26 protein-coding genes, 2 tRNA genes, 1 pseudogene and 1 riboswitch are annotated in these 22,553 nt (G+C 63.2%); of the genes and pseudogenes, 15 read left to right on the top strand and 14 right to left on the bottom strand.

The window, feature by feature from the left end; genetic code table 11:
• Positions 1-81 precede the first annotated feature (81 nt).
• From ACTIEZ_RS03125 to ACTIEZ_RS03085, 9 genes are all read right to left on the bottom strand, one after another.
• Positions 82-939, bottom strand: coding sequence for a DUF5694 domain-containing protein (locus tag ACTIEZ_RS03125; protein ID WP_439545190.1), 858 nt, complete (start codon positions 937-939; stop codon positions 82-84).
• 88 nt (positions 940-1,027) lie between these two features.
• A complete protein-coding gene (gene thiE / locus ACTIEZ_RS03120; RefSeq protein ID WP_439545189.1) occupies positions 1,028-1,711 on the bottom strand; it encodes a thiamine phosphate synthase in 684 nt (227 codons plus the stop codon).
• Positions 1,708-2,622, bottom strand: a complete 915-nt coding sequence (locus ACTIEZ_RS03115) for a class I fructose-bisphosphate aldolase (protein ID WP_439545188.1) — start codon at positions 2,620-2,622, stop codon at positions 1,708-1,710. Before ACTIEZ_RS03115 ends, thiE begins: the two co-directional genes overlap by 4 nt.
• Positions 2,623-2,636: 14 nt before the next feature.
• On the bottom strand, positions 2,637-2,963 hold the full coding sequence (locus ACTIEZ_RS03110) for a type II toxin-antitoxin system PemK/MazF family toxin (RefSeq protein ID WP_439545187.1): 327 nt from the start codon (positions 2,961-2,963) through the stop codon (positions 2,637-2,639).
• Positions 2,963-3,205, bottom strand: a complete 243-nt coding sequence (locus ACTIEZ_RS03105) for a ribbon-helix-helix protein, CopG family (RefSeq protein ID WP_439545186.1) — start codon at positions 3,203-3,205, stop codon at positions 2,963-2,965. The genes ACTIEZ_RS03110 and ACTIEZ_RS03105 overlap by 1 nt, the downstream gene beginning before the upstream one ends.
• Positions 3,206-3,257: 52 nt before the next feature.
• On the bottom strand, positions 3,258-4,454 hold the full coding sequence (locus ACTIEZ_RS03100) for a phosphoglycerate kinase (protein ID WP_439545185.1): 1,197 nt from the start codon (positions 4,452-4,454) through the stop codon (positions 3,258-3,260).
• Entirely contained in the window at positions 4,455-5,462 is a 1,008-nt protein-coding gene (gap, locus tag ACTIEZ_RS03095) for a type I glyceraldehyde-3-phosphate dehydrogenase (protein ID WP_439545184.1), read from the bottom strand. It abuts the gene before it with no gap.
• 32 nt (positions 5,463-5,494) lie between these two features.
• Entirely contained in the window at positions 5,495-7,459 is a 1,965-nt protein-coding gene (gene tkt / locus ACTIEZ_RS03090; protein WP_439545183.1) for a transketolase, read from the bottom strand.
• Positions 7,460-7,638: 179 nt separating this feature from the next.
• Positions 7,639-7,896, bottom strand: coding sequence for a hypothetical protein (locus tag ACTIEZ_RS03085; protein WP_439545182.1), 258 nt, complete (start codon positions 7,894-7,896; stop codon positions 7,639-7,641).
• On the opposite strand from ACTIEZ_RS03085, the gene ACTIEZ_RS03080 reads away from it, so the two are divergent.
• From ACTIEZ_RS03080 to ACTIEZ_RS03060, 5 genes and pseudogenes are all read left to right on the top strand, one after another.
• Positions 7,861-8,169, top strand: a complete 309-nt coding sequence (locus ACTIEZ_RS03080; RefSeq protein ID WP_439545181.1) for a cell division protein ZapA — start codon at positions 7,861-7,863, stop codon at positions 8,167-8,169. The genes ACTIEZ_RS03085 and ACTIEZ_RS03080 overlap by 36 nt on opposite strands.
• 257 nt (positions 8,170-8,426) lie before the next feature.
• Positions 8,427-8,987, top strand: coding sequence for a 5-formyltetrahydrofolate cyclo-ligase (locus ACTIEZ_RS03075; protein ID WP_439545180.1), 561 nt, complete (start codon positions 8,427-8,429; stop codon positions 8,985-8,987).
• Between the two features lie 10 nt (positions 8,988-8,997).
• Positions 8,998-9,237, top strand: coding sequence for a DUF2842 domain-containing protein (locus ACTIEZ_RS03070; RefSeq protein ID WP_439545179.1), 240 nt, complete (start codon positions 8,998-9,000; stop codon positions 9,235-9,237).
• Positions 9,234-9,548 (top strand): chorismate mutase, encoded by a 315-nt coding sequence (locus tag ACTIEZ_RS03065; RefSeq protein WP_439545178.1) that lies wholly within the window; start codon positions 9,234-9,236, stop codon positions 9,546-9,548. Before ACTIEZ_RS03070 ends, ACTIEZ_RS03065 begins: the two co-directional genes overlap by 4 nt.
• Positions 9,518-10,210, top strand: a pseudogene (locus ACTIEZ_RS03060) (sterol desaturase family protein); the annotation flags it as partial. The gene ACTIEZ_RS03065 and the pseudogene ACTIEZ_RS03060, both read left to right, overlap by 31 nt.
• Before the next feature lie 173 nt (positions 10,211-10,383).
• Here the strand turns inward: ACTIEZ_RS03060 and ACTIEZ_RS03055 are convergent.
• Positions 10,384-10,460: transfer RNA gene (locus tag ACTIEZ_RS03055), tRNA-Asp, on the bottom strand.
• Positions 10,461-10,565: 105 nt separating this feature from the next.
• Between ACTIEZ_RS03055 and ACTIEZ_RS03050 the strand changes: the two genes are divergently transcribed.
• Positions 10,566-11,480, top strand: a complete 915-nt coding sequence (locus tag ACTIEZ_RS03050) for an acyl-CoA thioesterase (RefSeq protein ID WP_439545177.1) — start codon at positions 10,566-10,568, stop codon at positions 11,478-11,480.
• 4 nt (positions 11,481-11,484) lie between these two features.
• Here ACTIEZ_RS03050 and ACTIEZ_RS03045 read toward each other — a convergent pair whose 3' ends face one another.
• Positions 11,485-11,895 carry a hypothetical protein gene (locus tag ACTIEZ_RS03045; RefSeq protein ID WP_439545176.1) on the bottom strand — a complete coding sequence of 137 codons (411 nt, stop codon included), beginning with the start codon at positions 11,893-11,895 and terminating at the stop codon, positions 11,485-11,487.
• A 210-nt stretch (positions 11,896-12,105) separates the two neighbouring features.
• On the opposite strand from ACTIEZ_RS03045, the gene ACTIEZ_RS03040 reads away from it, so the two are divergent.
• Entirely contained in the window at positions 12,106-12,957 is an 852-nt protein-coding gene (locus tag ACTIEZ_RS03040; RefSeq protein WP_439545175.1) for a dienelactone hydrolase family protein, read from the top strand.
• A gap of 113 nt (positions 12,958-13,070) precedes the next feature.
• Positions 13,071-13,382, top strand: a complete 312-nt coding sequence (locus tag ACTIEZ_RS03035) for a GIY-YIG nuclease family protein (protein ID WP_439545361.1) — start codon at positions 13,071-13,073, stop codon at positions 13,380-13,382.
• 80 nt (positions 13,383-13,462) lie between these two features.
• Here the strand turns inward: ACTIEZ_RS03035 and ACTIEZ_RS03030 are convergent, their stop codons facing one another.
• A complete protein-coding gene (locus ACTIEZ_RS03030; RefSeq protein WP_439545360.1) occupies positions 13,463-14,137 on the bottom strand; it encodes a nitroreductase in 675 nt (224 codons plus the stop codon).
• Positions 14,137-15,324, bottom strand: a complete 1,188-nt coding sequence (locus tag ACTIEZ_RS03025; RefSeq protein ID WP_439545359.1) for an NAD(P)/FAD-dependent oxidoreductase — start codon at positions 15,322-15,324, stop codon at positions 14,137-14,139. Before ACTIEZ_RS03025 ends, ACTIEZ_RS03030 begins: the two co-directional genes overlap by 1 nt.
• Positions 15,325-15,377: 53 nt before the next feature.
• Between ACTIEZ_RS03025 and ACTIEZ_RS03020 the strand changes: the two genes are divergently transcribed.
• Entirely contained in the window at positions 15,378-16,580 is a 1,203-nt protein-coding gene (locus tag ACTIEZ_RS03020) for a M20 metallopeptidase family protein (protein ID WP_439545174.1), read from the top strand.
• A gap of 74 nt (positions 16,581-16,654) precedes the next feature.
• Positions 16,655-16,730, top strand: a tRNA-Ala gene (locus ACTIEZ_RS03015).
• Positions 16,731-16,763: 33 nt separating this feature from the next.
• Here ACTIEZ_RS03015 and ACTIEZ_RS03010 read toward each other — a convergent pair.
• Positions 16,764-17,168 (bottom strand): hypothetical protein, encoded by a 405-nt coding sequence (locus ACTIEZ_RS03010; RefSeq protein WP_439545173.1) that lies wholly within the window; start codon positions 17,166-17,168, stop codon positions 16,764-16,766.
• 259 nt (positions 17,169-17,427) lie between these two features.
• On the opposite strand from ACTIEZ_RS03010, the gene ACTIEZ_RS03005 reads away from it, so the two are divergent.
• From ACTIEZ_RS03005 to ACTIEZ_RS02985, 5 genes are all read left to right on the top strand, one after another.
• Entirely contained in the window at positions 17,428-17,592 is a 165-nt protein-coding gene (locus ACTIEZ_RS03005; RefSeq protein WP_439545172.1) for a Thivi_2564 family membrane protein, read from the top strand.
• Positions 17,593-17,646: 54 nt separating this feature from the next.
• The gene (locus ACTIEZ_RS03000; RefSeq protein ID WP_439545171.1) at positions 17,647-18,387 is read left to right on the top strand and encodes a sterol desaturase family protein; all 741 of its coding nucleotides are present in this window, start codon (positions 17,647-17,649) and stop codon (positions 18,385-18,387) included.
• Between the two features lie 5 nt (positions 18,388-18,392).
• Positions 18,393-18,500: riboswitch (TPP riboswitch) on the top strand.
• A gap of 48 nt (positions 18,501-18,548) precedes the next feature.
• Positions 18,549-20,390 carry a phosphomethylpyrimidine synthase ThiC gene (gene thiC / locus ACTIEZ_RS02995; RefSeq protein WP_439545170.1) on the top strand — a complete coding sequence of 614 codons (1,842 nt, stop codon included), beginning with the start codon at positions 18,549-18,551 and terminating at the stop codon, positions 20,388-20,390.
• Positions 20,391-20,726: 336 nt separating this feature from the next.
• Positions 20,727-21,572 carry a DUF262 domain-containing protein gene (locus ACTIEZ_RS02990; protein ID WP_439545169.1) on the top strand — a complete coding sequence of 282 codons (846 nt, stop codon included), beginning with the start codon at positions 20,727-20,729 and terminating at the stop codon, positions 21,570-21,572.
• Positions 21,573-21,815: 243 nt separating this feature from the next.
• Entirely contained in the window at positions 21,816-22,475 is a 660-nt protein-coding gene (locus tag ACTIEZ_RS02985) for an HNH endonuclease family protein (protein ID WP_439545168.1), read from the top strand.
• The last annotated feature ends 78 nt before the right edge of the window (positions 22,476-22,553 follow it).

Below are 22,553 nucleotides of genomic sequence, written 5' to 3'. Positions count from 1 at the left end.
GCCGAGCGGTGGCGATTGGAACTGTGAAAGAGCGAGGCGCGGCCATAGCGGCTCCTGCCGCGCTTGCCAACTGCCCTGCGTTCAGCGCGCCCGTTCGAGATAGGGGATCGCATCCACATCAACATAGCCAGGCGTGTGCCGCGCAAAGTGGCGCAGCCAGAACAAATGGCCGCTGCCATAAACCACCAGCACCCGATCGCCCGGCTGCGCGGCCTGCATCAGCTTGCCGAAGATCTTTGCATTGCGCAGATACCACATGGCGTTGAGATCAGCCCCGCTCTGATCATCCCGATCCCCAATGGCGAGCGCAGTGTAATAGAAATCCATCTTGCCCTGCGGGCCAGCCGGATCATTCATGCGCACCAATAATTGCCCCATGCTGTTGTCCGACTGCGCGGCTTCGAACGCCTTCAGCCAGGCACCCATCTCGCCATTCAGCCGATCAAGCAGCGGCGTCTGGCCCAGCCGCGCGGCCGTGGCCTGTAGCTTGTCGTAGGGGAAATAATCAGGCTCGCCGGGGCCGGGCTGTTCATCGATACCCTGCACTGCCTTCAGCCCGGCAAGGCGGGCAATGCGATAGCCGATCTGCACCCGCTCATCGGGCTTGCTGGCCAGCATCGCCTCGTCAAAGCCTGGGTAATCGGGGTCAGCAAGGCCGGGCGACGCACTCTCCCGCTCGACCATCACCTTGGTCGGCCGGAACGCGAGCATTGCCTCGGCCACACGCTGCAATTCGCGCTGACGCCGGGAAGTCAGCACCGAATCCGCTTTCATATTATTGATATCACGGCCGGGATTGGCGAAATGATAGGTGCCCAGCACCATGACCTGCACTGGTACCGGCGGCAGCGCGGCCGGCGGAGCGGTCGACAACTGGGCGGCAACCGCTGCAGCCATCAGCCCAAACGCCAGCACCCCTGCCCTGATCGCCCACCGCATCACACCCTCCTGTATTGCAGGTACAATACAGATAGAGGGGTCGCAGCCAAGGTCAAGGCCCGGCGGTGCCGGTGCCGGACGGCCTGCCCTACCAGCCCAGCACATCCCCAAATGCCGCCACCCCGGCGCCCGGCCCATCCTCATGGTCCCACACGGCGCGTACAACGGCGATGAAATCCGCGCCCGCATCTACCAGCGGCGCGGCATTGTGCGGGAAAATCCCGCCAATCGCCACGCAGGGCAACTGGCTCAGCGTCGTCCACCAGCCCAATATTTCCGGTTGCGGCCGGTAATGGCTCGGCTTGGTGATGGTATCGTAAAAGGCGCCAAACGCCACATAATCGGCGCCCTGTTCCCCTGCCTCCATCGCCAGATGCCGGCTGTCGTGGCACGTCCGCCCAATCTGCGCGTCGCGGCCCAGCAGCGCGCGCGCCTCGGCGATGCTGCCATCCCCCTGCCCCAGATGCACACCATCCGCGCCAGCCTCCTTGGCCAGATCGGCCCGATCATTCAGCAGAAACGCCACGTCCGCCGCCTGGCAAATCGGGATCAGCGCCTCACAGGCCCGCAGCACGTCGGCGTCCGCCACATCCTTCAGCCGCAACTGGAACGCTGCCACCGGGCCACCATCCAGCGCCGCCTTCAATGCCTCGGCAAAGGCCGGCACCACGATCTGCGGCGGCGAGATGACATAAAGCTGGCAGGCCGGCCGCCGCTCACGCTCGAAGCGGTCAGCGAATTCCTCCGGCAAAGGGATGAGATCGTCGCTCACACCTTGCCCAAATAGATATCGACGATCTTGTCCAGCATAGCCAGCGCCTCGGCACGCGGCCGCTGGAAGGTGTTGCGGCCGATTATGCTGCCGTTGCCGCCGCCATCGCGGATGGCATAGGCATCCTCATACACCGCGTCCGCGCCCTTGGTGGCACCGCCCGAGAACACCACCAGCCGGCGGCCGTTCAGGCAGGATTTCACCACATGGCTAACGCGCGAAGGCAAGGTGCTGAAATCATGGCCTTCGTAAGCCTTCTTGGCATCCTTCTGCTCGATATGCGCGGTGGGCAGCTTCACCTTGATGATGTGCGCGCCCAGCAGCGCCGCCATGTGCGCCGCGTACGCGCCCACATCCAGCGCCAGTTCGCCATCCTTGCTCAGATTGCCGCCGCGCGGGTAGCTCCACAGCACGGTCGCCAGGCCCACCGACTTGGCTTCGGCAGCAAGCTCGCGGAATTCCTCCATCATGTCGAACACATCGTCGGCACCCGGATAGATGGTAAAGCCGATCGCGGCGCAGCCCAGGCGCAGCGCATCATCCACCCCGCCGGTCACGGCCTGGTTGATGCCCGTCGCCCAACTGTTGCTGCTGTTCACCTTCAGGATGGTCGGGATCTGGCCCGCAAACGTGTCGGCGCCGGCCTCCAGCATGCCGAGCGGCGCGGCATAGGCTGACAGGCCGGCATCGATCGCCAACTGGAAATGATAATGGGGATCATAGGCATCCGGATTGGGCGCAAAGCTGCGCGCCGGGCCATGTTCGAACCCCTGATCGACCGGCAAAATCACCATCTTGCCGGTGCCGCCCAGCCGGCCCTGCATCAGCATGCGGGCAATATTGCCCTTGGTGCCGGGGCTGTCGCTCTCGTAATTGGCGAGGATGGCCTTGATGGTTGGTGTCATGCTCATGTCTCTGCCCTTTCTCAAATTGCGAGCCAGTGGCGGAGCGCATCGTCGATGCGCCCCATGCTGGCAATGTCTGCGCGGCCAACCGTCTGCCCGATGCTTTCGCGCCGGATTGCCTGGATCTTGTCGATCATTGCGTCACTATCCACCTGCAAACCGGTGGCCGATGTCGCCGGCACAGCAACGCGAAATGCCAGCGCCGTCCGCTGCTGCGATGTCAGCGGAACCACCGTGATGCTGTTGTGCGCGACACAATAATCATCATCCTGAACAATGATGACCGGCCGCGGCTTGCCTGAATAGGCGCCACGCTCCGCCACCACCACGATATCGCCCCGCCGCATCAGGCCGGTCCATCCGCTGCCGACCAAGCGTCTTCGCCCAATGCGTCCCAGGCCAGATCCACAGGCTCGTCGGCAACCGCCAGGGATTGACGAATGCACTCCTGGCGGCGGGCATCATCATGTTCCCGCACAAAGCGTTGCACGGCTTCGCGCACCAGTTCGCTTTTGCTCTGGCGGCGTTGACGCGCCACGCGCAGCACTTGTGCTTCCATCTCCGCATCCAGCCGCACGCCCAGCATCATCGCCTCCGTTGAACATGTTCAACGTAGGCGGCAGCAAGGCGCACCACAAGCTTCACGACCGCAAAAGCGCCGCAACGCCCGGCAGGTCCTTGCCTTCCATCCATTCCAGGAACGCGCCGCCGGCCGTCGAGATGAAGCTGAAATCCTGCGTCACGCCGGCATGGGCCAGCGCTGCCACCGTGTCACCGCCGCCCGCCACGGTCAGCAACGTGCCGGCCTTGGTCAGCGCGGCGGCGGTACGCGCCAGCGCCACCGTGGCGGCATCGAACGGCGCGATTTCAAACGCACCCATCGGCCCGTTCCACACGCAGGTTGCGCAATTCTTCAGGGCATCGCCCAGCGCCTCGACGGCGGCCGGGCCGATATCCAGGATCATTTCGTCGGCGGCGATATCGTGGATATTGGCGATGCGGTTTTCGGCATGCGTCTTGAATTCGCGGGCCACCACAACATCATAGGGCAAATGGATGGTGCAGGCGGTGGCTTCGGCGCGCGCCATGATATCCAGCACCGTATCGCGCAGATCATGCTCGCACAGCGACTTACCGACATCGATCCCGCGTGCGCTGAGGAAGGTGTTGGCCATGCCGCCACCGATCATCAGATGATCGACCTTGCCGACCAGATTGGTGAGCACATCGATCTTGCTCGACACTTTCGCGCCGCCCACCACCGCCGCCACCGGGCGTTTGGGGGCACCGAGCGCTGCGGTGAGCGCCTTCAATTCGGCCTCCATCGTGCGCCCCGCGAACGACGGCAGCGCGCGGGCGAGGCCTTCGGTGCTGGCATGGGCACGGTGCGCCGCCGAAAAGGCATCATTGACGAAATAATCGCCGAGCGCCGCCAGCCCAGCGACAAACGCCGGGTCATTGGCTTCCTCGCCGGCATGAAAGCGCGTGTTCTCCAACACGGCAATCCCGCCGTTGCCCAGCGCCGCCACGCCAGCCGCCGCGACATCGCCCACGCAATCATCGATGAACGCCACCGGCCGACCAAGCACATCGGCCAGCGCCGCCGCAATTGGCTTCAGGCTGTTCTTCGCGTCCCGCCCCTTCGGCCGCCCGAAGTGGGACAGCACCAGCACCTTCGCCCCCGCATCGGCCAGGGCCGCGATCGTCGGCACCGCGGCGCGCAGGCGGGTGGCGTCGCTTACCACACCGTCCGCCATCGGCACGTTCAGATCGACGCGCACCAGCACGGCCTTGCCGACCAGCGCCGGCATGTCATCGATGGAACGGAACTGCGCCATTTACAGGAACTTGCCCATCGCCACGGCCGTGTCGGCCATGCGGTTGGAGAAGCCCCATTCATTGTCATACCAGCTCAGCACGCGCACCAGATTGCCGCCAATCACCGCGGTTTCCAGGCTGTCCACGGTGGACGATGCCGCGCTGTGGTTGAGATCGATCGACACCAGCGGCTCGACCGTGAAATCCAGCACGCCCTTCAATTCGCCGTCGGCCGCTGCCCGCAACGCCGCATTCACTTCGTCCTTGGTGGTGGCGCGGCCGCTTTCGAACGTCAGATCGATTACCGACACATTCGGCGTCGGCACCCGGATCGCCGAACCATCCAGCTTGCCCTTCAACTGCGGCAGCACTTCGCCCACCGCGCGCGCCGCGCCGGTGGTGGTCGGGATCATCGACAAGCCGGCAGCACGCGCGCGGCGCGGATCGTCGTGGATCTGATCGAGGATCTTCTGATCGTTGGTATAGGCATGCACCGTCGTCATCAGGCCCTTCACGATGCCGAATTCACGATCGAGCACCATCGCCACCGGCGCCAGGCAGTTGGTGGTGCACGAAGCATTCGAAACGATATTGTGGTCGGCCGTCAGCTTGTCGTGATTGACTCCGTAAACCACGGTCAGATCGACATTCTTGCCCGGCGCCGAGATCAGCACCTTCTTCGCGCCCGCGGCGATGTGCGCACCCGCCTTGGCGGCATCGGTGAAGAAACCGGTGCATTCCAGCGCGATCTCCACGCCCATGGCGGCATGCGGCAGCTTGGCCGGATCACGCTCGGCCGTCACTGCGATGCGCTGGCCGTTCACCACGATCGCATCGCCATCCACGCTCACCGTGCCCGGAAATTTGCCGTGCACGCTGTCGCGCGCCAGCAGGCGGGCATTGGCCTCCGGGCTGGCCAGATCGTTGATCGCCACCACCACGATATCGGTGCGGCCCGATTCGACGATGGCGCGCAGCACATTGCGCCCGATCCGCCCGAACCCGTTGATTGCTACCTTCAGCGCCATGTGCCTGTCCTTCTTGGTTTTTTGCGGCCGTCTCAACGACCCAGTTTGCTCTTGATCTGCGCGGCAATCGCCGGCGCGGTGATACCGAATTCGGCGTAAAGCTGCTCGGCCGGCGCCGACGCACCGAAGCGGTCCAGCCCCACCGTGATGCCGCCATCGCCGACATGACGATGCCAGCCCATCGTCACGCCGGCTTCCACCGACACCTTCAATACGTTGGCAGGCAGCACATCGGCGCGATAGGCGGCGTCCGCCTCGTCAAAGCGTTCCCAGCACGGCATCGACACCACATCGGCGCCAATGCCATCCGCCTCCAGCAGTGCGGCGGTGTCCATCGCCACCCCCACTTCGCTGCCCGTCGCGATGATCACCACGCTGCGCGCCGCGTCGGCTGCCTTCAACCGGTACGCACCCAGCGCCACCTTGTTCGCGGCCACATCGCTGCGCACCGGCATCAGATTCTGCCGCGACAGCGCCAGCACCGATGGCCGGGTGGTGTCCGCCAATGCGCAGGCCCAGGCCTCTGCCGTCTCGATGGCGTCGCACGGCCGGTACACCGCCAGATTCGGAATCGCCCGCAAACTGAGCAGATGCTCGACTGGCTGGTGCGTCGGGCCGTCTTCGCCCAGCCCGATGCTGTCGTGGGTCAGCACATGCACCACCCGGATCTGCTGGATCGCCGCCATGCGGATGGCGTTGCGCATATAATCGCTGAACACCAGGAACGTGCCGCCGAACGGCACCACGCCGCCATGCAGCGCCATGCCGTTCATCGCGGCGGCCATGCCGAATTCGCGGATGCCGTAGTGGATGTAGCGGCCGCCATAGTCCGCCGCGTTGAAGATCGCCTGGCCCTTGGCCTTGGTATTGTTCGATCCGGTCAGGTCCGCCGAACCGCCGAGCAGCGCCGGCAAAGCCGGCACCAGCGCATCCAGCGCCATCTCGCTGGCCTTGCGGCTGGCCAGCTTGGGCGGATTGGCGGCCAGACCCGCCAGATAATCGGTCAGTGCCGCGTCAACATCCAGTTCGCCGGCCATACGCCGGGTGAATTCCGCGCGTTGCGGATCCGCCGCCAGCCGCGCTTCCCATGCCGCCCGCTCGGCCGCGCCCGATGCACCCAGGCCTTCCCACCAGCTTTTCACATCGGCCGGAATCTCGAACGGGCCATGGTCCCAGCCCAGCGCTGCCTTGGCGCCTTCGATCTCTTTGGCCCCCAGCGCGCTGCCATGCACGCCGCTGGTGCCCGCCTTGGTGGGCGCGCCCATGCCGATGGTGGTGCGCGCCGCGATCAGGCTGGGGCGCGGATCGGCCGCCGCCTTGTACAGCGCCGCATCGATACTGGTGAAATCATGGCCATCGCACACCACGACATGCCAGCCCGCCGCGGTGAAGCGCGCTGCCATATCCTCGCTGCTCGCCAGGCTCACCGGGCCATCGATGCTGATGCGGTTATCGTCCCAGATCACATTGAGATGGCCAAGCTGCAGATGCCCGGCCAGCGAAATCGCTTCCTGGGAAATCCCCTCCATCAAACAGCCATCGCCAGCGATCACCCAGGTGCGATGATCGACCAGATCATCGCCGAACTGCGCATTCAGATGGCGCTCGGCCATGGCCATGCCCACCGCCATCGCCAGCCCCTGACCCAGCGGCCCGGTGGTGCACTCCACACCCTCCAGCTCGGTGTTTTCCGGGTGGCCGGCGCAGGGTGAGTGCAACTGGCGGAAATTGCGGATGTCTTCGATGGTCGGCCGGGCATAGCCGGTCAGGTGCAGCAGCGCATAGATCAGCATCGAACCATGGCCGGCCGACAGCACGAAGCGATCGCGGTCCGGCCACTTTGGCGCGGCGGGATCAAATTTCAGATGCTTGGCAAACAACATGGTGGCAACATCGGCCATGCCCATCGGCATGCCGGGGTGGCCTGAATTTGCCGCCTCCACGGCATCCATGGCAAGCGCCCTGATGGCGTTGGCGGCGCGCGATAGCTCGGTCATTGAGGCCGTTCCTGATGCCCGGCGCCACCGCTCTCGATCAAGGGACAGCGCGCCGGTAGAGATTCATGTCTGCTTGGCGTGGCTTTGGCCGATGCGCCAAGCTCACGTCAACCTTTTGCGTAAACGATGTGCCACATCTTGCCCAATACCCCGCTTGCCGCGCTTGACACTGCGCCTTATCACCAACGCCCAAGCTGCTGAACATCCGAAGGACGCCGACAATTTCCGATCTGGACCAACTGATCGCCCGCGCCGAGGCGGCGCTTACCGCCATCGAGGCCCGCCGCGCCGCCGAAGCGACAGAGCGCGCCGCCGAACGCGCCCGCCTGGCCCGCATCGAAGCCGCTGCAGCCGAAACGGTCGCCGCGCTCGATGATCTGCTGGCGGCGGAGGGCTGAACCATGGCCCAGGTCGCCATCACGGTGGGTGCCCACCATTATCGAATCGCGGCCCGCGACGGCGATGAAATCCGCATCGAACGGCTGGGCGAGGAACTCGCTGCACGCGCCGCCCGGCTGACCAAGGCACTGGGCGTGATGTCCGAAGCGCAGACGCTGGTCATGGTGGCGCTGATGCTGGCGGACGAACTGGCCGAGGCGCGCAGCGGCGGTGCGGCGGTTGCTGCGGCAGAAGCGCCCGCCATGCCAACGCCCGATCTCGCCCGCCTCACCCGCATCGTCGAGCGGTTGGAAGCATTGAGCAGCACTTGAGCGCCATTCATCCTGAAGCCGCAGCCGACACCCACCCTTGAGGACTCGCCGCCAAGCGCCTATATCCAGTGGTGGCGGGCACTGCCCGGTACGCGCAAGCAAGCATCCCTGAGGCGATAATCATCCTATCGGGGGCTGGCTCTGGATGGACCCTGGTCTGTCACACCTGGCTCCCACCTGACGTTACTGGCGTCAGAGGATCTTCAAGTCCAACGGCCCATGGTGGTCCCGCCAACCTCCCCCGAAAGCCAGAAGCGTTGACCAAGACCGATCTGCGCCGCCACTACCGCACCGCCCGCCGCGCTTATGTCGCCAGCCTCGACAAGGCCGCGCGGGAGGCTCAGGAACAGGCGCTGGCCAGCCAGGTCGCCCCGTTGCTGCCCGGCATCAGCATGGCCGGCAGCTATGCCGCTGTCGGTGACGAGATCGACCCGATGTGGATCGAGAAGCGGCTTGGGGTTCATGCCTTCCCGCGCGTCGCCGGCCCCGATATCAGCTTCCACATCGCCAACTGGGCCGAGATGAAACCCGGCTTTCAGGGCATCCCCGAACCCGCCGCCACCGCACCGCGCGCCCAACCCGATCTGCTCCTCGTCCCGCTGATCGCTGTCACGCTGGCCGGCGTGCGGCTCGGCCAGGGCCGCGGCTATTATGATCGTGCCCTGGCCAAACTCAGGGCCGGCAACCCCAAGCTGCTCGCCATCGGCCTTGCCTGGGAATGTCAGATCGCCCCCACCCTGCCCGCCGATCGCTGGGACATGCCGCTGGACATGGTCGCGACACCGGTGCGGCTGGTCGATTGCCGCAAATCCCGCTAAAGCCGCGCGCATGGACATTGCCCCGCACCGCATCCCGCCCGAACCGACCTGGCGCAAGCCTGTCGGCATGATCGGCATGATCTTCTACATCGCTGTCTATGCGCTGATCATCTCGGTGCTGTCGGACCAGATCGCCGGCACGTCACAGTTCGTGCAGGTCGCCTTCTATCTGGTCGCCGGCCTCGCCTGGGTGGCGCCGCTGAAGCCGCTGTTCCTGTGGATGAACACCGGCCGCTGGAGGGTGAAATGAACATGCTGCTCGCCAGCGAATGTCAGACGATGGCGGAGGTGCGCGCCGGCGTCGACGCGCTCGATCTCGAACTGGTGGCGCTGCTGTCGCGCCGCTTCGGCTATATGGATGCCGCCGCGCGCATCAAGGCCGGCCGCAACGAAGTGCGTGACGAAGCCCGCAAGGCCCAGGTGATCGCCAACGCCAGCGCCGCCGCCGCCGCCGCCGGCCTGCCCGCTGGTCTGGCCGAAGCGCTGTGGGAACTGCTGGTGGAAACCTCCATCGCCCATGAACTCGTGCAATGGGATGCGCTGCACGCCCAGCGCGTGTGATGTTCACCGGCGAACCCGCCATCCGCCTCAGCGTCTTTGCAGGCGTGCTGGCGGCGATGCTGCTGTGGGAACAGATCGCCCCGCGCCGCACCCCGGCGGCGGGCCGACTGTCCCGCCGCCTCAACAATGGCGCACTGCTGATCGTCGGCACCTTGGCCCTGCGCCTTGCCGTGCCCGTGCTGGCCGTCGGCGCGGCGCTGTGGGCGCAACAACGCGGGCTTGGCCTGTTCAACCTCACTCCCCTGCCCGCGCTGCTGACGGTGCCTGTCAGCATCATCCTGCTCGATCTGGCCATTTATTGGCAGCACCGCCTGCTCCACGCCGTACCGGCCCTGTGGCGCCTGCACCGCGTCCACCACGCCGATCCCGATTTCGATGTCACGACCGCGCTGCGCTTCCACCCGTTGGAAATCCTGGCTTCGATGGCGTTCAAGCTGGCGCTGGTGGTGGCGCTCGGCGCGCCGCCGCTGGCCGTGCTGTTGTTCGAAATCATCCTGAATGCCATGGCCATGTTCAACCACGGCAATGTCGCCCTGCCCACACGCGTCGACGCGCTGCTGCGCCGGCTGGTGGTCACGCCCGACCTGCACCGGGTGCATCATTCAACCCAAGCAGCCGAACAACAGCATAATTTTGGCTTCAACCTGTCGCTTTGGGATCGCTGGTTCGGCACCTGGCAGGATCAGCCCCAGGCCGGCCACACCGCCATGCAGATCGGTCAACCCGGCTGGCGCACCGAGCGCGATCAAATGCTCGACCGGCTGCTGCTGCAACCGCTTCAGTCCGATATTGAGGCGCTTTCCACAGCGGCGGCGGGGGAGGCCACTGAAACCAGTGGCGCGAGTGACGGGGCTCGAACCCGCGACCTTCGGCGTGACAGGCCGACGCTCTAACCAACTGAGCTACACCCGCTTGCGCTGTGGAAGCGCGGCAATATGGGGGGGCGGCGCCGGTGTCAAGCCGCATGTGCTGCCCATATTGCCCGTGGGCCAGTTTCGGCTAAGGGGGCGCATGGACATGAACGACGCCCTCCCTTCGCCGAACCCTGAACGCGCCGTCGCCAGCCTGCTGGCCCTACTGCAGCTTGAGGAGGTGGAAACCGATCTGTTTCGCGGCCAATCCACCAACGAAGGCTGGATGCGCGTCTATGGCGGCCAGGTCGTCGCCCAGGCGCTGATGGCCGCCAGCCAGACGGTCCCCGAAGGCCGCCTGTGCCACAGCCTGCACAGCTATTTCATCCGCCCCGGCGATCCCGCCCTGCCCATCGTCTACAAGGTGGAGCGCGACCGCGACGGCGCCGGTTTCACCACGCGGCGCATCATCGCCATCCAGAAAGGCCGGCCGATCTTCAACATGGCGGCCAGTTTTCAGGTGCAGGAACAAGGCCTGGAACATGATGTCGCCCCGCCCTCCGACGTGCCCCACCCGGACACGCTGGAAAGCGATTCGGACTGGTCACGCCGCAACGCCCCGCACGCGCCGGAGCCATGGAAAACCCTGTGGCTGCGCCGCGACCGGCCGCTGGATGTGCGCGCCGAAGGCCAGGGCGATCTGCAAAGCTTCTTCACCCCTGAACGTGGCCCGCCGCAGCAGCGCCATTGGGTGCGTCTAGCCGCGCCCATGCCGGCCGCCGCCGCCGCCGATCCAGTGCTGCAACGCTGCCTGTTTGCCTATGCCTCCGACATGACGTTGCTCGATACCTGCCTCAATCCGCACGGCATCAGCTGGGCCAATCCGGGCCTGCAATCGGCCAGCCTGGATCATGCCATCTGGTTCAATGCGACGCCCGACATGAATGAGTGGCATCTGTTCGATCAGGATTCGCCGATGGCCGCAGGGGGGCGCGGCATCAACCGCGCCATCGTCCACGATATCGCCGGCCGCCCGGTCGCCTGCGTGATGCAGGAAGGCCTGATCCGCGTGCGGGCCTGACCGATCAGCGCGGCCGGTCGGCCGAAAGGCTGGCGGTGATCGTGCGTTCCATATCGGCGATTTCGGCCATCAGCCGGGCATGGCTGCGCGCCGCTTCGGCATGGGCGGCGCGCAATCGGGCATGGCGGGCACGGTTGGCGCCATCATGGCCGGCGGCAATCACGCTGCGATCATGGTCGCGCAGTTCGGCGCCATGCTGGTCGAAACTCGTGTCGTGCCGGCGCAGCGCCGCCGCCACTGCTTCCAGCCGACGCGCGGCTGCCATGTGCTGAGAGTTCCAGCGCGCATGATCATCGATCCAGTTGCGATGCTCGACCGCCAGCGTCGGATCGGGTGCGGGGGCACGTGCGGCTGGGGGGGCTGCGGCCAGCGCCGGCCCGGCAAACAACAGCAAACACAGGATCACGGCACGCATATCGCCTCGCAGCACAGCAGAAACATTGCGATAGTGTAATGTTTATCCGCCACGCTGCAAGACCCGCGCGAAGTGCCGCAGCCGGGCCGATATTTGCCCGCCGGAGCCAAGCCGCCGGACCCACAAGTTGGCATTCATCGGGAAACGCTGCGCCGCGCTTCAAAAACCGGCTTTCTGATGATATGCCAAGGCCATCACCGGAGGCTCACCATGACGATCCTGACCCGCCCCGACAGTTTCGACGCGCAGGATCTGGCCCTGTCCCGCCGTGCCATGTTGCTGGCGGCTGGCTATGCCGCGGTCGACATCGGCGCGCAGGCGCAGCCGATCACCACGCCGGCCGATGGCCTGGTGACCGGGTGGGAGACGCTTTATGGCGGCCTGCCGGCCTTCGTGGCGCGGCCTGCAACCAAGGGCAAACACCCCACCGTCATTGTCGTCAACGAAGTCTTCGGCGTGCACGAATGGATCAAGGATGTCTGCCGCCGCTTTGCCAAGGTCGGCTATGTCGCCATCGCGCCGGAGTTCTTCTTTCGCGGTGATCCCGACAAGACACTGGGCACGCTCAAGGATTTCCCGGCGATTCTGGCCATCGTCAACAAGGCCGGTAACGAACAGGTGATGGGCGATGTCGGCACTGCACTGGAATGGGCCGGCGCGCAGCCGTTCGTCGATGCCAAACGCTTTGCCATCACCGGCTTCTGCTGGGGCGGCGCCGTCACCTGGATGGCCGCCGCGCGCTTCGGGCAACTGAAGGCCGGCGGCGCCTGGTACGGACGGTTGAAAGGCGCCCCCGGCCCCGAAAACCGCCGCTGGCCGATGGATATCGTCGATGATCTGAAAGCCCCCGTCCTCGGCCTTTACGGCGCGCTGGACAAGGGCATACCGGTGGCCGACGTGGAAGCGATGCAGGCAAAGCTGAAAGGCTCGAAGAGCAGCATCATCCTCTACCCCAACGCCGACCACGGCTTCCTCGCCGACTATCGCCCCAGCTATAACGCCGAAGCCGGCAAGGACGCCTGGGCCAAATTGCTGTCACATTTCAAGGCGAATGGGGTTTAGTTCGAAAATAGCCAAGCCCCGCATCAAGTGCGGGGTGACGTACAAATCATCGTCACCCCGTGCTTGACACGGGGCTTGGCTTTCTTACTTTCCGCCGCCACGATTTATCCACCATGGAAAAGGGCGGCTGGGCCTACATCATGGCAAACCGCTACCGCGGCGGGATGTACGTCGGCGTCACGTCCGACCTCGTCCGTCGCGTTCAGCAGCATCGTGAAGGTGAAGGCTCAGCGCACGTCACGGAATTCGGCAAGATCCGCATCGTCTATGCCGAACGTCATGGCGACATCGAACAGGCCATCGCTCGCGAAAAACTGGTCAAGAAATGGAAGCGCGACTGGAAATTCGCGCTGATCGAAAAGGATAATCCGGACTGGCGGGATTTGTGGGACGATTGGTTTCCTGCAGCAAGCTTCAAAGAATAGCCCAGCCCCGTGTCAAGCACGGGGTGACGTAACATTTTATTCGTCATCCCATGCTCGACACGGGGCTTGGCTTCTTCCCCTCAATCAAACCCCACAAACCGCGCCGCCTCCGCCACGCTCTTCCGCTCCGAAACAACCGCATTCGCCGGAAAGCCCTCATCCGGCCAGCCCAGCGCCACCGCCTTCATGATCACCTGATCGGCGGCAATGCCCGCATGTTCGCGCACCACCGGCGATTGCATGATGCCCTGGCTGTTGATCACTGCGCCCAGGCCACGCGACCAGGCGGCGTTGACCAGCGACGTCGTCACCGCGCCGCAATCGAACGGCGTGTCGTCGCTGCCGTCCAGCACGCGATCATAGGTGATGATCACGCACACCGGCGCATCGAACTGCCGGAACCCGCGCATCACCCAATCGAGGCGCTTGTCCGCATCGTCGCGCGCGATACCCATCGCGCCAAACAATTGTTTCGCAACGCCAATCTGCCGTTCACGATGCACGCCGGCAAAGGCCTGGCCGATGCGGAATTCGCGGCTATGCGGCACACCGGCCATGTTGCGCTCGGTGTTGCCGGCGCGGATGCGATCCAGCGGTTCGCCCGTCACCACGGTGAAATTCCAAGGCTGGGTGTTCATCGATGATGGCGCCCGCATCGCCAGGGTCAGCACTTCCTCGATCAGCGCGCGCGGCACCGGATCGGGCTTGAAGCCGCGCGTGCTGCGCCGGCCCATTATCACCTCGTCGAATGTCATCATGCCCCGCTCCGCTCTGCAATCGCCAGGCCCGCTGCATGGCCGCTGGCCCAGGCCCATTGAAAATTATAGCCACCCAGCCAACCGGTTACATCGACCGCCTCACCGATGGCGAACAGCCCTTCAATGTGATTGGCCGCCATGGTGCGCGACGACAGCCCGGCCGTGTCGACGCCGCCCGCCGTCACTTCGGCCTTGGCAAAGCCCTCCGTGCCATCGGGCCGGAACGCCCAGCCCTTCAGGCGCTGCATCGCGGCGGTCAGCGCGCCATCCTTCTGCGCCTGCATCTCGCCCGGCAAGGCCAGATTATCTGCAAGTGCCTCGGCAAGACGTTCCGGCAAGGCACTGGCAAGTATGGATTTCAGTCCCGCCTTGGGCCGCTGGCGTTTCATCGCGCCCAGCCAATCCGCCGGCGCATCCGGCAGGAAATCCACCGCGATCGCCTCGCCATGCCGCCAGTAACTCGATGCCTGCAGCATCGCCGGGCCGGACAGGCCGCGGTGGGTGAACAGCGCCGCCTCGCGGAATGCCGATTTTCCGGCCTTCGCAATCACGTCAGCGGCCACGCCAGCCAGCTCGCGGAACAGGCTTTCCGCTGCCGGCAGCGTGAACGGCACCAGCGCCGGCCGCGGCGGAATGATGCGCAGGCCGAACTGCTTGCCAAGCTGGTAAGCAAAGCCGGTCGCGCCCAGCTTGGGGATCGCCGGGCCGCCGGTGGCAATCACCAGATTGGGCGCCGAATAAAGGCCGGCGTCGGTCCGCACCGTGAAACGACCATCGGCGTGGGTCACCTCGGCAATCGCCTGCCCGAACGCGAAATCCACCCGCCCAGCCGCGCATTCGTCCATCAGCAGCGCCACGATCTGCCGCGCCGATCCATCGCAAAACAACTGCCCCAGCGTCTTTTCATGAAAGGCAATGCCATGCTTGCGCACCAGATCGACGAAATCCGCCGGCGTATAGCGCGACAGAGCTGACCGCGCAAAATGCCTGTTTTCACTCAAATATCGATCCGGCGCCGCACCAATATTGGTGAAATTGCAGCGCCCGCCGCCCGATATCAGGATTTTCTTCCCCGGCTCCACGTTGTGATCGATCACCACCACCCGTGCGCCCGCCTGACCAGCCGTGGCCGCACAGAACAGCCCCGCCCCGCCGGCGCCCAATATGATCGCATCATGCTGCATCGTGCGGGCGTAGCGGGTGGCGGCGAACAAGGGAAGGCGCTACCCTGCCGCGCATGAAAACCGATTGGACCACCATCCTCACCGGCGCCCACACCGCCCTGCCCGCCATGACCGCGCTGCGCCGCGCCATCCATGCCGAACCGGAACTCGGTCTGCACAACCCGCGCACTGCCGAGAAAATCCTGTCTGCACTCAGCGGCTTGCCGCTGGAAATCCGCACCGGGCCATCCACCAGCGGCATCATTGCAACCCTGCGCGGCCCCGCCAACGGCCGCACGGTGCTGCTGCGCGGCGACACCGATGCGCTGCCGATGCCCGAGGAAACCGGCCTGGATTTCGCCAGCGCCATCCCCGGTGCCATGCACGCCTGCGGCCATGATGCGCATGTCGCCATGCTGGCCGGCGCGGCGCGTCTGCTGTGTGAACGCCGCGATCAACTGGCGGGCACGGTGATGTTCATGTTCCAGCCCGGCGAGGAAGGCTTTCACGGCGCCCGCTACATGCTCGACGATGGCCTGCTGGACCCACTGCCCGATGCTGCCTTCGCGCTGCACATCATGCCCAACGCGCCCTGGGGCGTGGTCGGCGGCCGCACCGGCGCCCTGCTGGCCAGCAACGACAAATTGCGCATCACCATCACCGGCCGCGGCGGCCACGCCTCCATGCCGCATGATGCGCTCGATCCGGTGCCGATTGCCTGCGAAATTGCGCTGGCATTGCAGAGCTTTGTCACCCGCCGCATCAACGTTTTCGATCCTGCGGTGATCACCATCGGCCAGATCAGCGCCGGCACCACCGACAATGTCATCCCCGAAACCGCCTTGCTCTATGGCACGATGCGCACCCTGTCGGCAGCGACGCGGCGGACCCTGCACGATGGCCTGCCGCCCCTCGTGCAGGGCATCGCCGCCGCGCACGGTGCCAGCGCCATGATCGAGATCATCCCCGGCTTCCCGGTCACCATCTGCGATGGCCGCGCGGTGGCACTTGGCGAACGCGTGACCACGGATTTGTTTGGCGAAGCGGCCTGGCAGACCCTCGCGCACCCGATCATGGGCGCCGAGGATTTCGCCTATGTGCTTGAAAAAGTGCCCGGCGCCATGTTCTTCTTGGGCGTCGCCGAGCAGGGCAGCGATTGGCGCGCCTGCTGCGGCCTGCACAGCAGCCACATGCATCTCGATGAAAGCGCCATGGCCCGCGGTGCCGCCCTGCACGCTGCCGTGGCGGAGCGTTTCCTGGCCGAAGGTTTCAACTGAACGCGGCTGTTGCAAAGCTGGCGCGCCGCGCTATACGAACGCCCTCCCGCGCTGCGGGACGCCAAGACTGGTGCGGGGCAGTAGCTCAGATGGGAGAGCGCAGCAATCGCACTGCTGAGGTCAGGGGTTCGATCCCCCTCTGCTCCACCAGTCTTGATACCGCGTTGAATTCGGGGTGATAGATCACTGCGGTGGGATAGCCGACGGGCGATTGCGAATATCACCATATTCGGCCTCCGCCCGCTGCATCTGGGTCGTCCCGGCATTGATCTGTTGTTGCGCATCCCCCTGCGCCTTCTGCGCGGCCTGCAGTTGGCGTTCGGCCTTGGCGGTCTTGTCCCTGGCCTTGCGCAGATCGCGTTCGGCGCGGGCCGCGCGATCGGCGTTCTTCTGCTGCGCCTTCTGGCCTTTCAGCACATCGCGTTGGCCATCGCTCCAGGCTTCGCCGCGCCCCGAGATGGAGTCGCCGCGCGCCGACATGCGCTGGCCGGCATCGAGTTCACGATTGCCACTGGCACAGCCCGACAACATCACGGCGGCAGATGCGGCCAGCACCAGAGCGAAGCGGGCGTTTGAAGACGTCATCATTGATTATCCTTTTCGTATCAACTGGATCGGGCGCGCTTTGCTGTTATTCTTCTCGCGACGGCGTTTTTCTAAGCAACTTTCCTTATCTTACGCCTATGTAATGTAAAATACAATATATGTTGCCAGATCAACTTTTACGTATCTACAGTATAGATGGTTTGAGTATAAATCCTCATATTATCACATCATGATTATTGAATATTTCTGGCCGCGAACTGCTATACTACCGCAATGCGCCATAGTGGCGCGAGGAACAAACATGCTTATCACTACCATCATTACCCTGATCGTCGTCGGTGTCCTCCTGTGGCTGGTCAACAACAAGCTGCCGATGGACGGCACCATCAAGACGATCATCAACGTGGTGGTGATCATCGCCGTCGTCCTGTGGCTGCTGCGCAGCTTCGGCGTAGTGAACCTCTAAGCCGCGACGCGGTGCCGCTTGGCGCTCCCTGCCGGGAACGCTAGAGCAAACATTGTGACCGCTACCTTCATCCTTGCCGTCGTTTCGATGGCCATCATCATTGCCGTCCGGTACCTCGCGGTGTCGGGCGGCTTTGCTTGGCTCACCCACCGTCGCGGCGTCGTCGCCGGCCCGGCCGATCCGGCGCGGCGTACCCGCCAGGTCCGCGATGAAATCCGCTGGTCGCTGCTGTCGGCGCTGATCTATGCCATCCCCGCCGGCCTCGCGCTGGAGGCGTTCCGCTCCTTGGGCTGGACGCAATTGATGTGGACGGTCGATGGCCCGCTGCAACTGGCCTGGCTGCCGGTTTCCATCCTCACCTATCTGTTCGCGCACGATACCTGGTTCTACTGGACGCACCGCTGGATGCACCGGCCCAAATTGTTCAAGGCCGCCCACGCCGTCCACCACGCCAGCCGGCCCCCCACCGCCTGGGCCGCCATGAGCTTCCACCCGTGGGAAGCCATCTCCGGCGCCATCCTGATCCCGGCGCTGGTGTTCATCATCCCCATCCACATCGGCGCGCTGGCCGTCGTGATGCTGATCGCCACCATCATGGGCGTCACCAATCACATGGGCTGGGAAATGTTCCCCAAATCCTGGGTGGGCGGCTGGTTCGGCCGCCACGTCATCTCCGCCAGCCACCACGAAGCCCATCACCGCCACTACACCTGCAACTACGGCCTCTATTTCCGCTTCTGGGACAAGGTCTGCGGCACCGATCGCGGCCTTGCCAATTGGGCCGGGCAGTCATAAGCTTCAGATATTCCCCGGGGAGCCGGCATACCGGCTGAGAGTGGGCTTTTTGGCCCAGACCCGCAGAACCTGATCCGGTTGATACCGGCGGAGGGAGGGACGTGCGGGGCCATCATTGCCCCTGCCCGCGCCATCCCTGCCGACACGCAAGGATGCACGCGATGGCCGATATCAACAGCAAGCTGGAAGTGCCTGTAACGACGGGGCCTCTGCCCGGCAGCCGCAAGATCCATGTCGCCGGCACCCTGTTCCCCGATATCCGCGTCGCCATGCGCGAAGTCGTGCTCGAACCGTCCGCCAACGAACCCCCGGTGCGCATCTACGACACCAGCGGCCCCTACACCGATGCCACCGCCACCATCGATATCAGCGCCGGCCTGCCCCCCTTGCGCACCGCCTGGATCGAAGCCCGCGGCGACGTCGAGCGTTACCCCGGCCGCGAAGTGAAGCCCGAAGACAACGGCATTTTCGGCGGCAAGAAGCAGCCGGACACCCCCGAATTCCCGCACGTGAACAAACTGCCCTGGCGCGCCAAATCGGGCCAGGCCGTCACCCAGCTCGCCTATGCCCGCCGCGGCATCATCACCCCGGAAATGGAATATGTCGCCATCCGCGAAAACATCGGCCGCGCCCGGCAAGAGGGCCTGATCCGCGATGGTGAGGATTTCGGCGCCAGCATCCCCGATTATGTCACCCCGGAATTCGTCCGCGACGAAATCGCCCGCGGCCGCGCCATCATCCCCAGCAACATCAACCACCCCGAAGCCGAGCCGATGGCCATCGGCCGCAATTTCCTCGTCAAGATCAACGCCAACATCGGCAACTCGGCGGTCGCCAGCAGCATCGCCGAGGAAGTCGAAAAAATGGTCTGGGCCACCCGCTGGGGCGCCGACAACGTGATGGACCTCAGCACGGGGCGCAACATCCACAACACCCGCGAATGGATCCTGCGCAACTCCCCCGTCCCCATCGGCACCGTGCCCATCTATCAGGCGCTGGAAAAGGTCGGCGGCATCGCCGAAGACCTCAATTGGGAGGTCTACCGCGACACGCTGATCGAGCAGGCCGAACAGGGCGTCGATTATTTCACTATCCATGCCGGCGTGCGCCTGGCCTATGTGCCGATGACCGCCAATCGCGTCACCGGCATCGTCAGCCGCGGCGGCTCCATCCTCGCCAAATGGTGCCTGTCCCACCACAAGGAAAATTTCCTCTACACGCATTTTAATGAAATCTGCGAAATCATGCGCGCCTATGATGTGTCGTTCAGCCTGGGCGACGGCCTGCGCCCCGGCTCCATCGCCGACGCCAATGATCGCGCCCAGTTCGCTGAGCTCGAAACCCTGGGCGAACTCACCCAGATCGCCTGGAAGCACGACTGCCAGGTGATGATCGAAGGCCCCGGCCACGTGCCGATGCACAAGATCAAGGTCAACATGACCAAGCAGCTCGAAACCTGCGGCGAAGCCCCCTTCTACACGCTCGGGCCGCTCACCACCGATATCGCGCCCGGTTACGATCATATCACCAGCGGCATCGGCGCCGCGATGATCGGCTGGTACGGCTGCGCGATGCTTTGCTACGTCACCCCCAAGGAACATCTCGGCCTGCCCGATCGCGACGATGTGAAAGTCGGCGTCATCACCTACAAACTCGCCGCCCACGCCGCCGACCTCGCCAAAGGCCACCCCGCCGCCCAGTTGCGCGACGACGCCCTCTCCCGCGCCCGCTTCGATTTCCGCTGGCGCGACCAGTTCAACCTGTCGCTCGATCCCGAAACCGCGCTGAAATACCACGACGAAACCCTGCCCGCCGAAGGCGCGAAAGTGGCGCATTTCTGCAGCATGTGCGGGCCAAAGTTCTGCTCGATGAAGATTACCCAGGACGTCCGCGACTACGCCGCCAAACAGAACACCGACGCCATGCTGGAAGCCGGCATGGCCGAAAAAAGCGCCGAATTCCGCGCCAAGGGCGGGGAGATTTACCTCCCGGCGGCGGAGTAACCATCACCTCTCCCCGCTGGGGGGGGGAGGTCGAGAGACGGCGCAGCCGGCCCGGGAGAGGGGTAGCCAACGGCGCCGACAGAGGAAGAACAAGGAGGCCTCCGGCGGGCAGGGGCTGAGCCCCTGCACCCACCCTAGTTTAGGGCAGGCCACGACCACCACCGTCGCCCCGTGATCGACACGGATATGGCTAGCCTCCTGGATGAATGAGAAGCTAACGCGATAGGTGAGTTTACGAAACCAACTCCGGAATTTCCCGTTCCGGGAGCGCCAAGGATGCCGAGATTTACCTACCCGCTATTGAGTGATATCAGTTCGAAATGAACGGGGGTTATCATGAACCAAAACCAATATCGGGTGACGGACAACACCAATGAGATGAGTTTTCACGATCTATTTGCTCAGAATACTCAAGTTCGAATTCCCTTATTTCAAAGAGAGTACGTTTGGACCCAAAAACAACTGGATAGGCTTTTTAGGGAGGCAACTGTTGTTGCGGACGGTGAGGAGCCTAATCGGTTTCTTGGTGCTGTCATTGCAGTCCGACGCGCGGCCAACCCCGCAGCTCCTCAGCCTTATGAAATTGTTGATGGTCAACAACGACTTACCACACTTTTTCTATTTAACTTAGCTGCTGCTTGCGTCGCAGCCCGGAATGGACAGACAGGCTACGCCGTAGGTTTAGCAAACACGCACTTCTCAATCTCATGGTGGACGGGCGGGCCTAACACGAAGCTAATTTCGTCCTACGCCGATCAAGCGCAACTGATTGAGTGCTTTAAGACATTGTTCAAGATTGGTGATTTTAATAACACGATTGCACCTGGGATTTCTCTTCCCCCGGTTACAGGGCCGAAAGATGGTAAACTTCTTAAGCAATTTCACCGTATAATTAAACGCCTTGAAAAAATAATTGAGAACTCAGGTTTGGAATACTTTAACGCTGTTGTTTCAGCTGTTCAGACAAAATTGACATTTGTATTTATTCTTTTGAAGGACGCTTCAAATGCAACTACCGTTTTTGAAGGATTAAATGATCCAGGCATCCCGATAGGAATCGGCGACCTTGTTAGGAATGAAGTATTTTCAAAAATTGCCGACGAACCCCAACAGGCTCATCACACTCATCAAAATGTCTGGCTTCCATTCCGAGATGGATTGGGGGAATATTTTGATAACTAATTTTTCCCCTTTGGCGTTCTGCAGGATAGTGCTACGCGTCAGGCTGATCTTTTCAAATCTCTTAGAGAACTTTGGCAGGCTGCGGACACGCCGCAAGACATCATTGCCCACCTCGACGAGTATACTGCGCCGTACCTAGCCTTGTGCAAGCCATCGATCGACACATATCTGGGGCCTCAGATTCAGAAAAGGCTGGAATATTTACGTCTAGCAAATCTTCCTTCATCGACCTTTCCTTTCCTGATGAAACTTTTGAAGGAAGTTGAAAGAGGAACAGTTCACACTCAAGATGCAGTTGACTGTCTAGAATCTATCGAAAGTTTCCTAGTTAGAAGGCTAATTGTCGGTCTTGAACCTACGGGGCTCTTAGCATTCTTTCGTACGGCTTGGACAGCGGTCGAAGGCAAGCCCAACGCTGTATCGTTTTCTGATGCTCTCAAAAAGAGAGGCACAATTGAATGGCCGAGCAACGAGCGTGTTTTGCAGTCCATACAGACACGGAAAATTTACAGGGTGAATATATGTAATTTCCTTCTGTCTGAGTACGACCGATCTCTAGGAGGCGATATCCCTGCTGGCGGATCATGCATTGAGCACGTCCTTCCCCAATCATTTGGTGATGAATGGAAATTCGACGACCATAACAATGAATTGTTTTCCTCTGCAGACCATGATTCGCTCGTGGACACATGGGGAAATCTTGTTTTGCTTTCAACAGAACTGAACAGCGGACTTGGAAAGGCGAAATTTGGAATTAAAAGAGCAAGGTACAAACAAGACTCGATGTTCAAGAGCGCAAGGCATCTTGCAGAAAATTACGAAAATTGGACACCTATTACGATAAAAGAGCGCTCGAAGAAGATTGGCGAATGGGCCGTTACACGATGGATTTCTCCCACTTAGTAACGAATTAAAGACGTAACCCTATTGTCATTCTCTGGCCGGCGTCGATCTGCGCCAGTGTGGTCCGGGCTTTGACCA

This window comes from Sandarakinorhabdus sp., assembly GCF_051860625.1.
Taxonomy (GTDB): Bacteria; Pseudomonadota; Alphaproteobacteria; order Sphingomonadales; family Sphingomonadaceae; genus Sandarakinorhabdus.
This window is presented reverse-complemented; position numbering and strand designations above follow the sequence as displayed.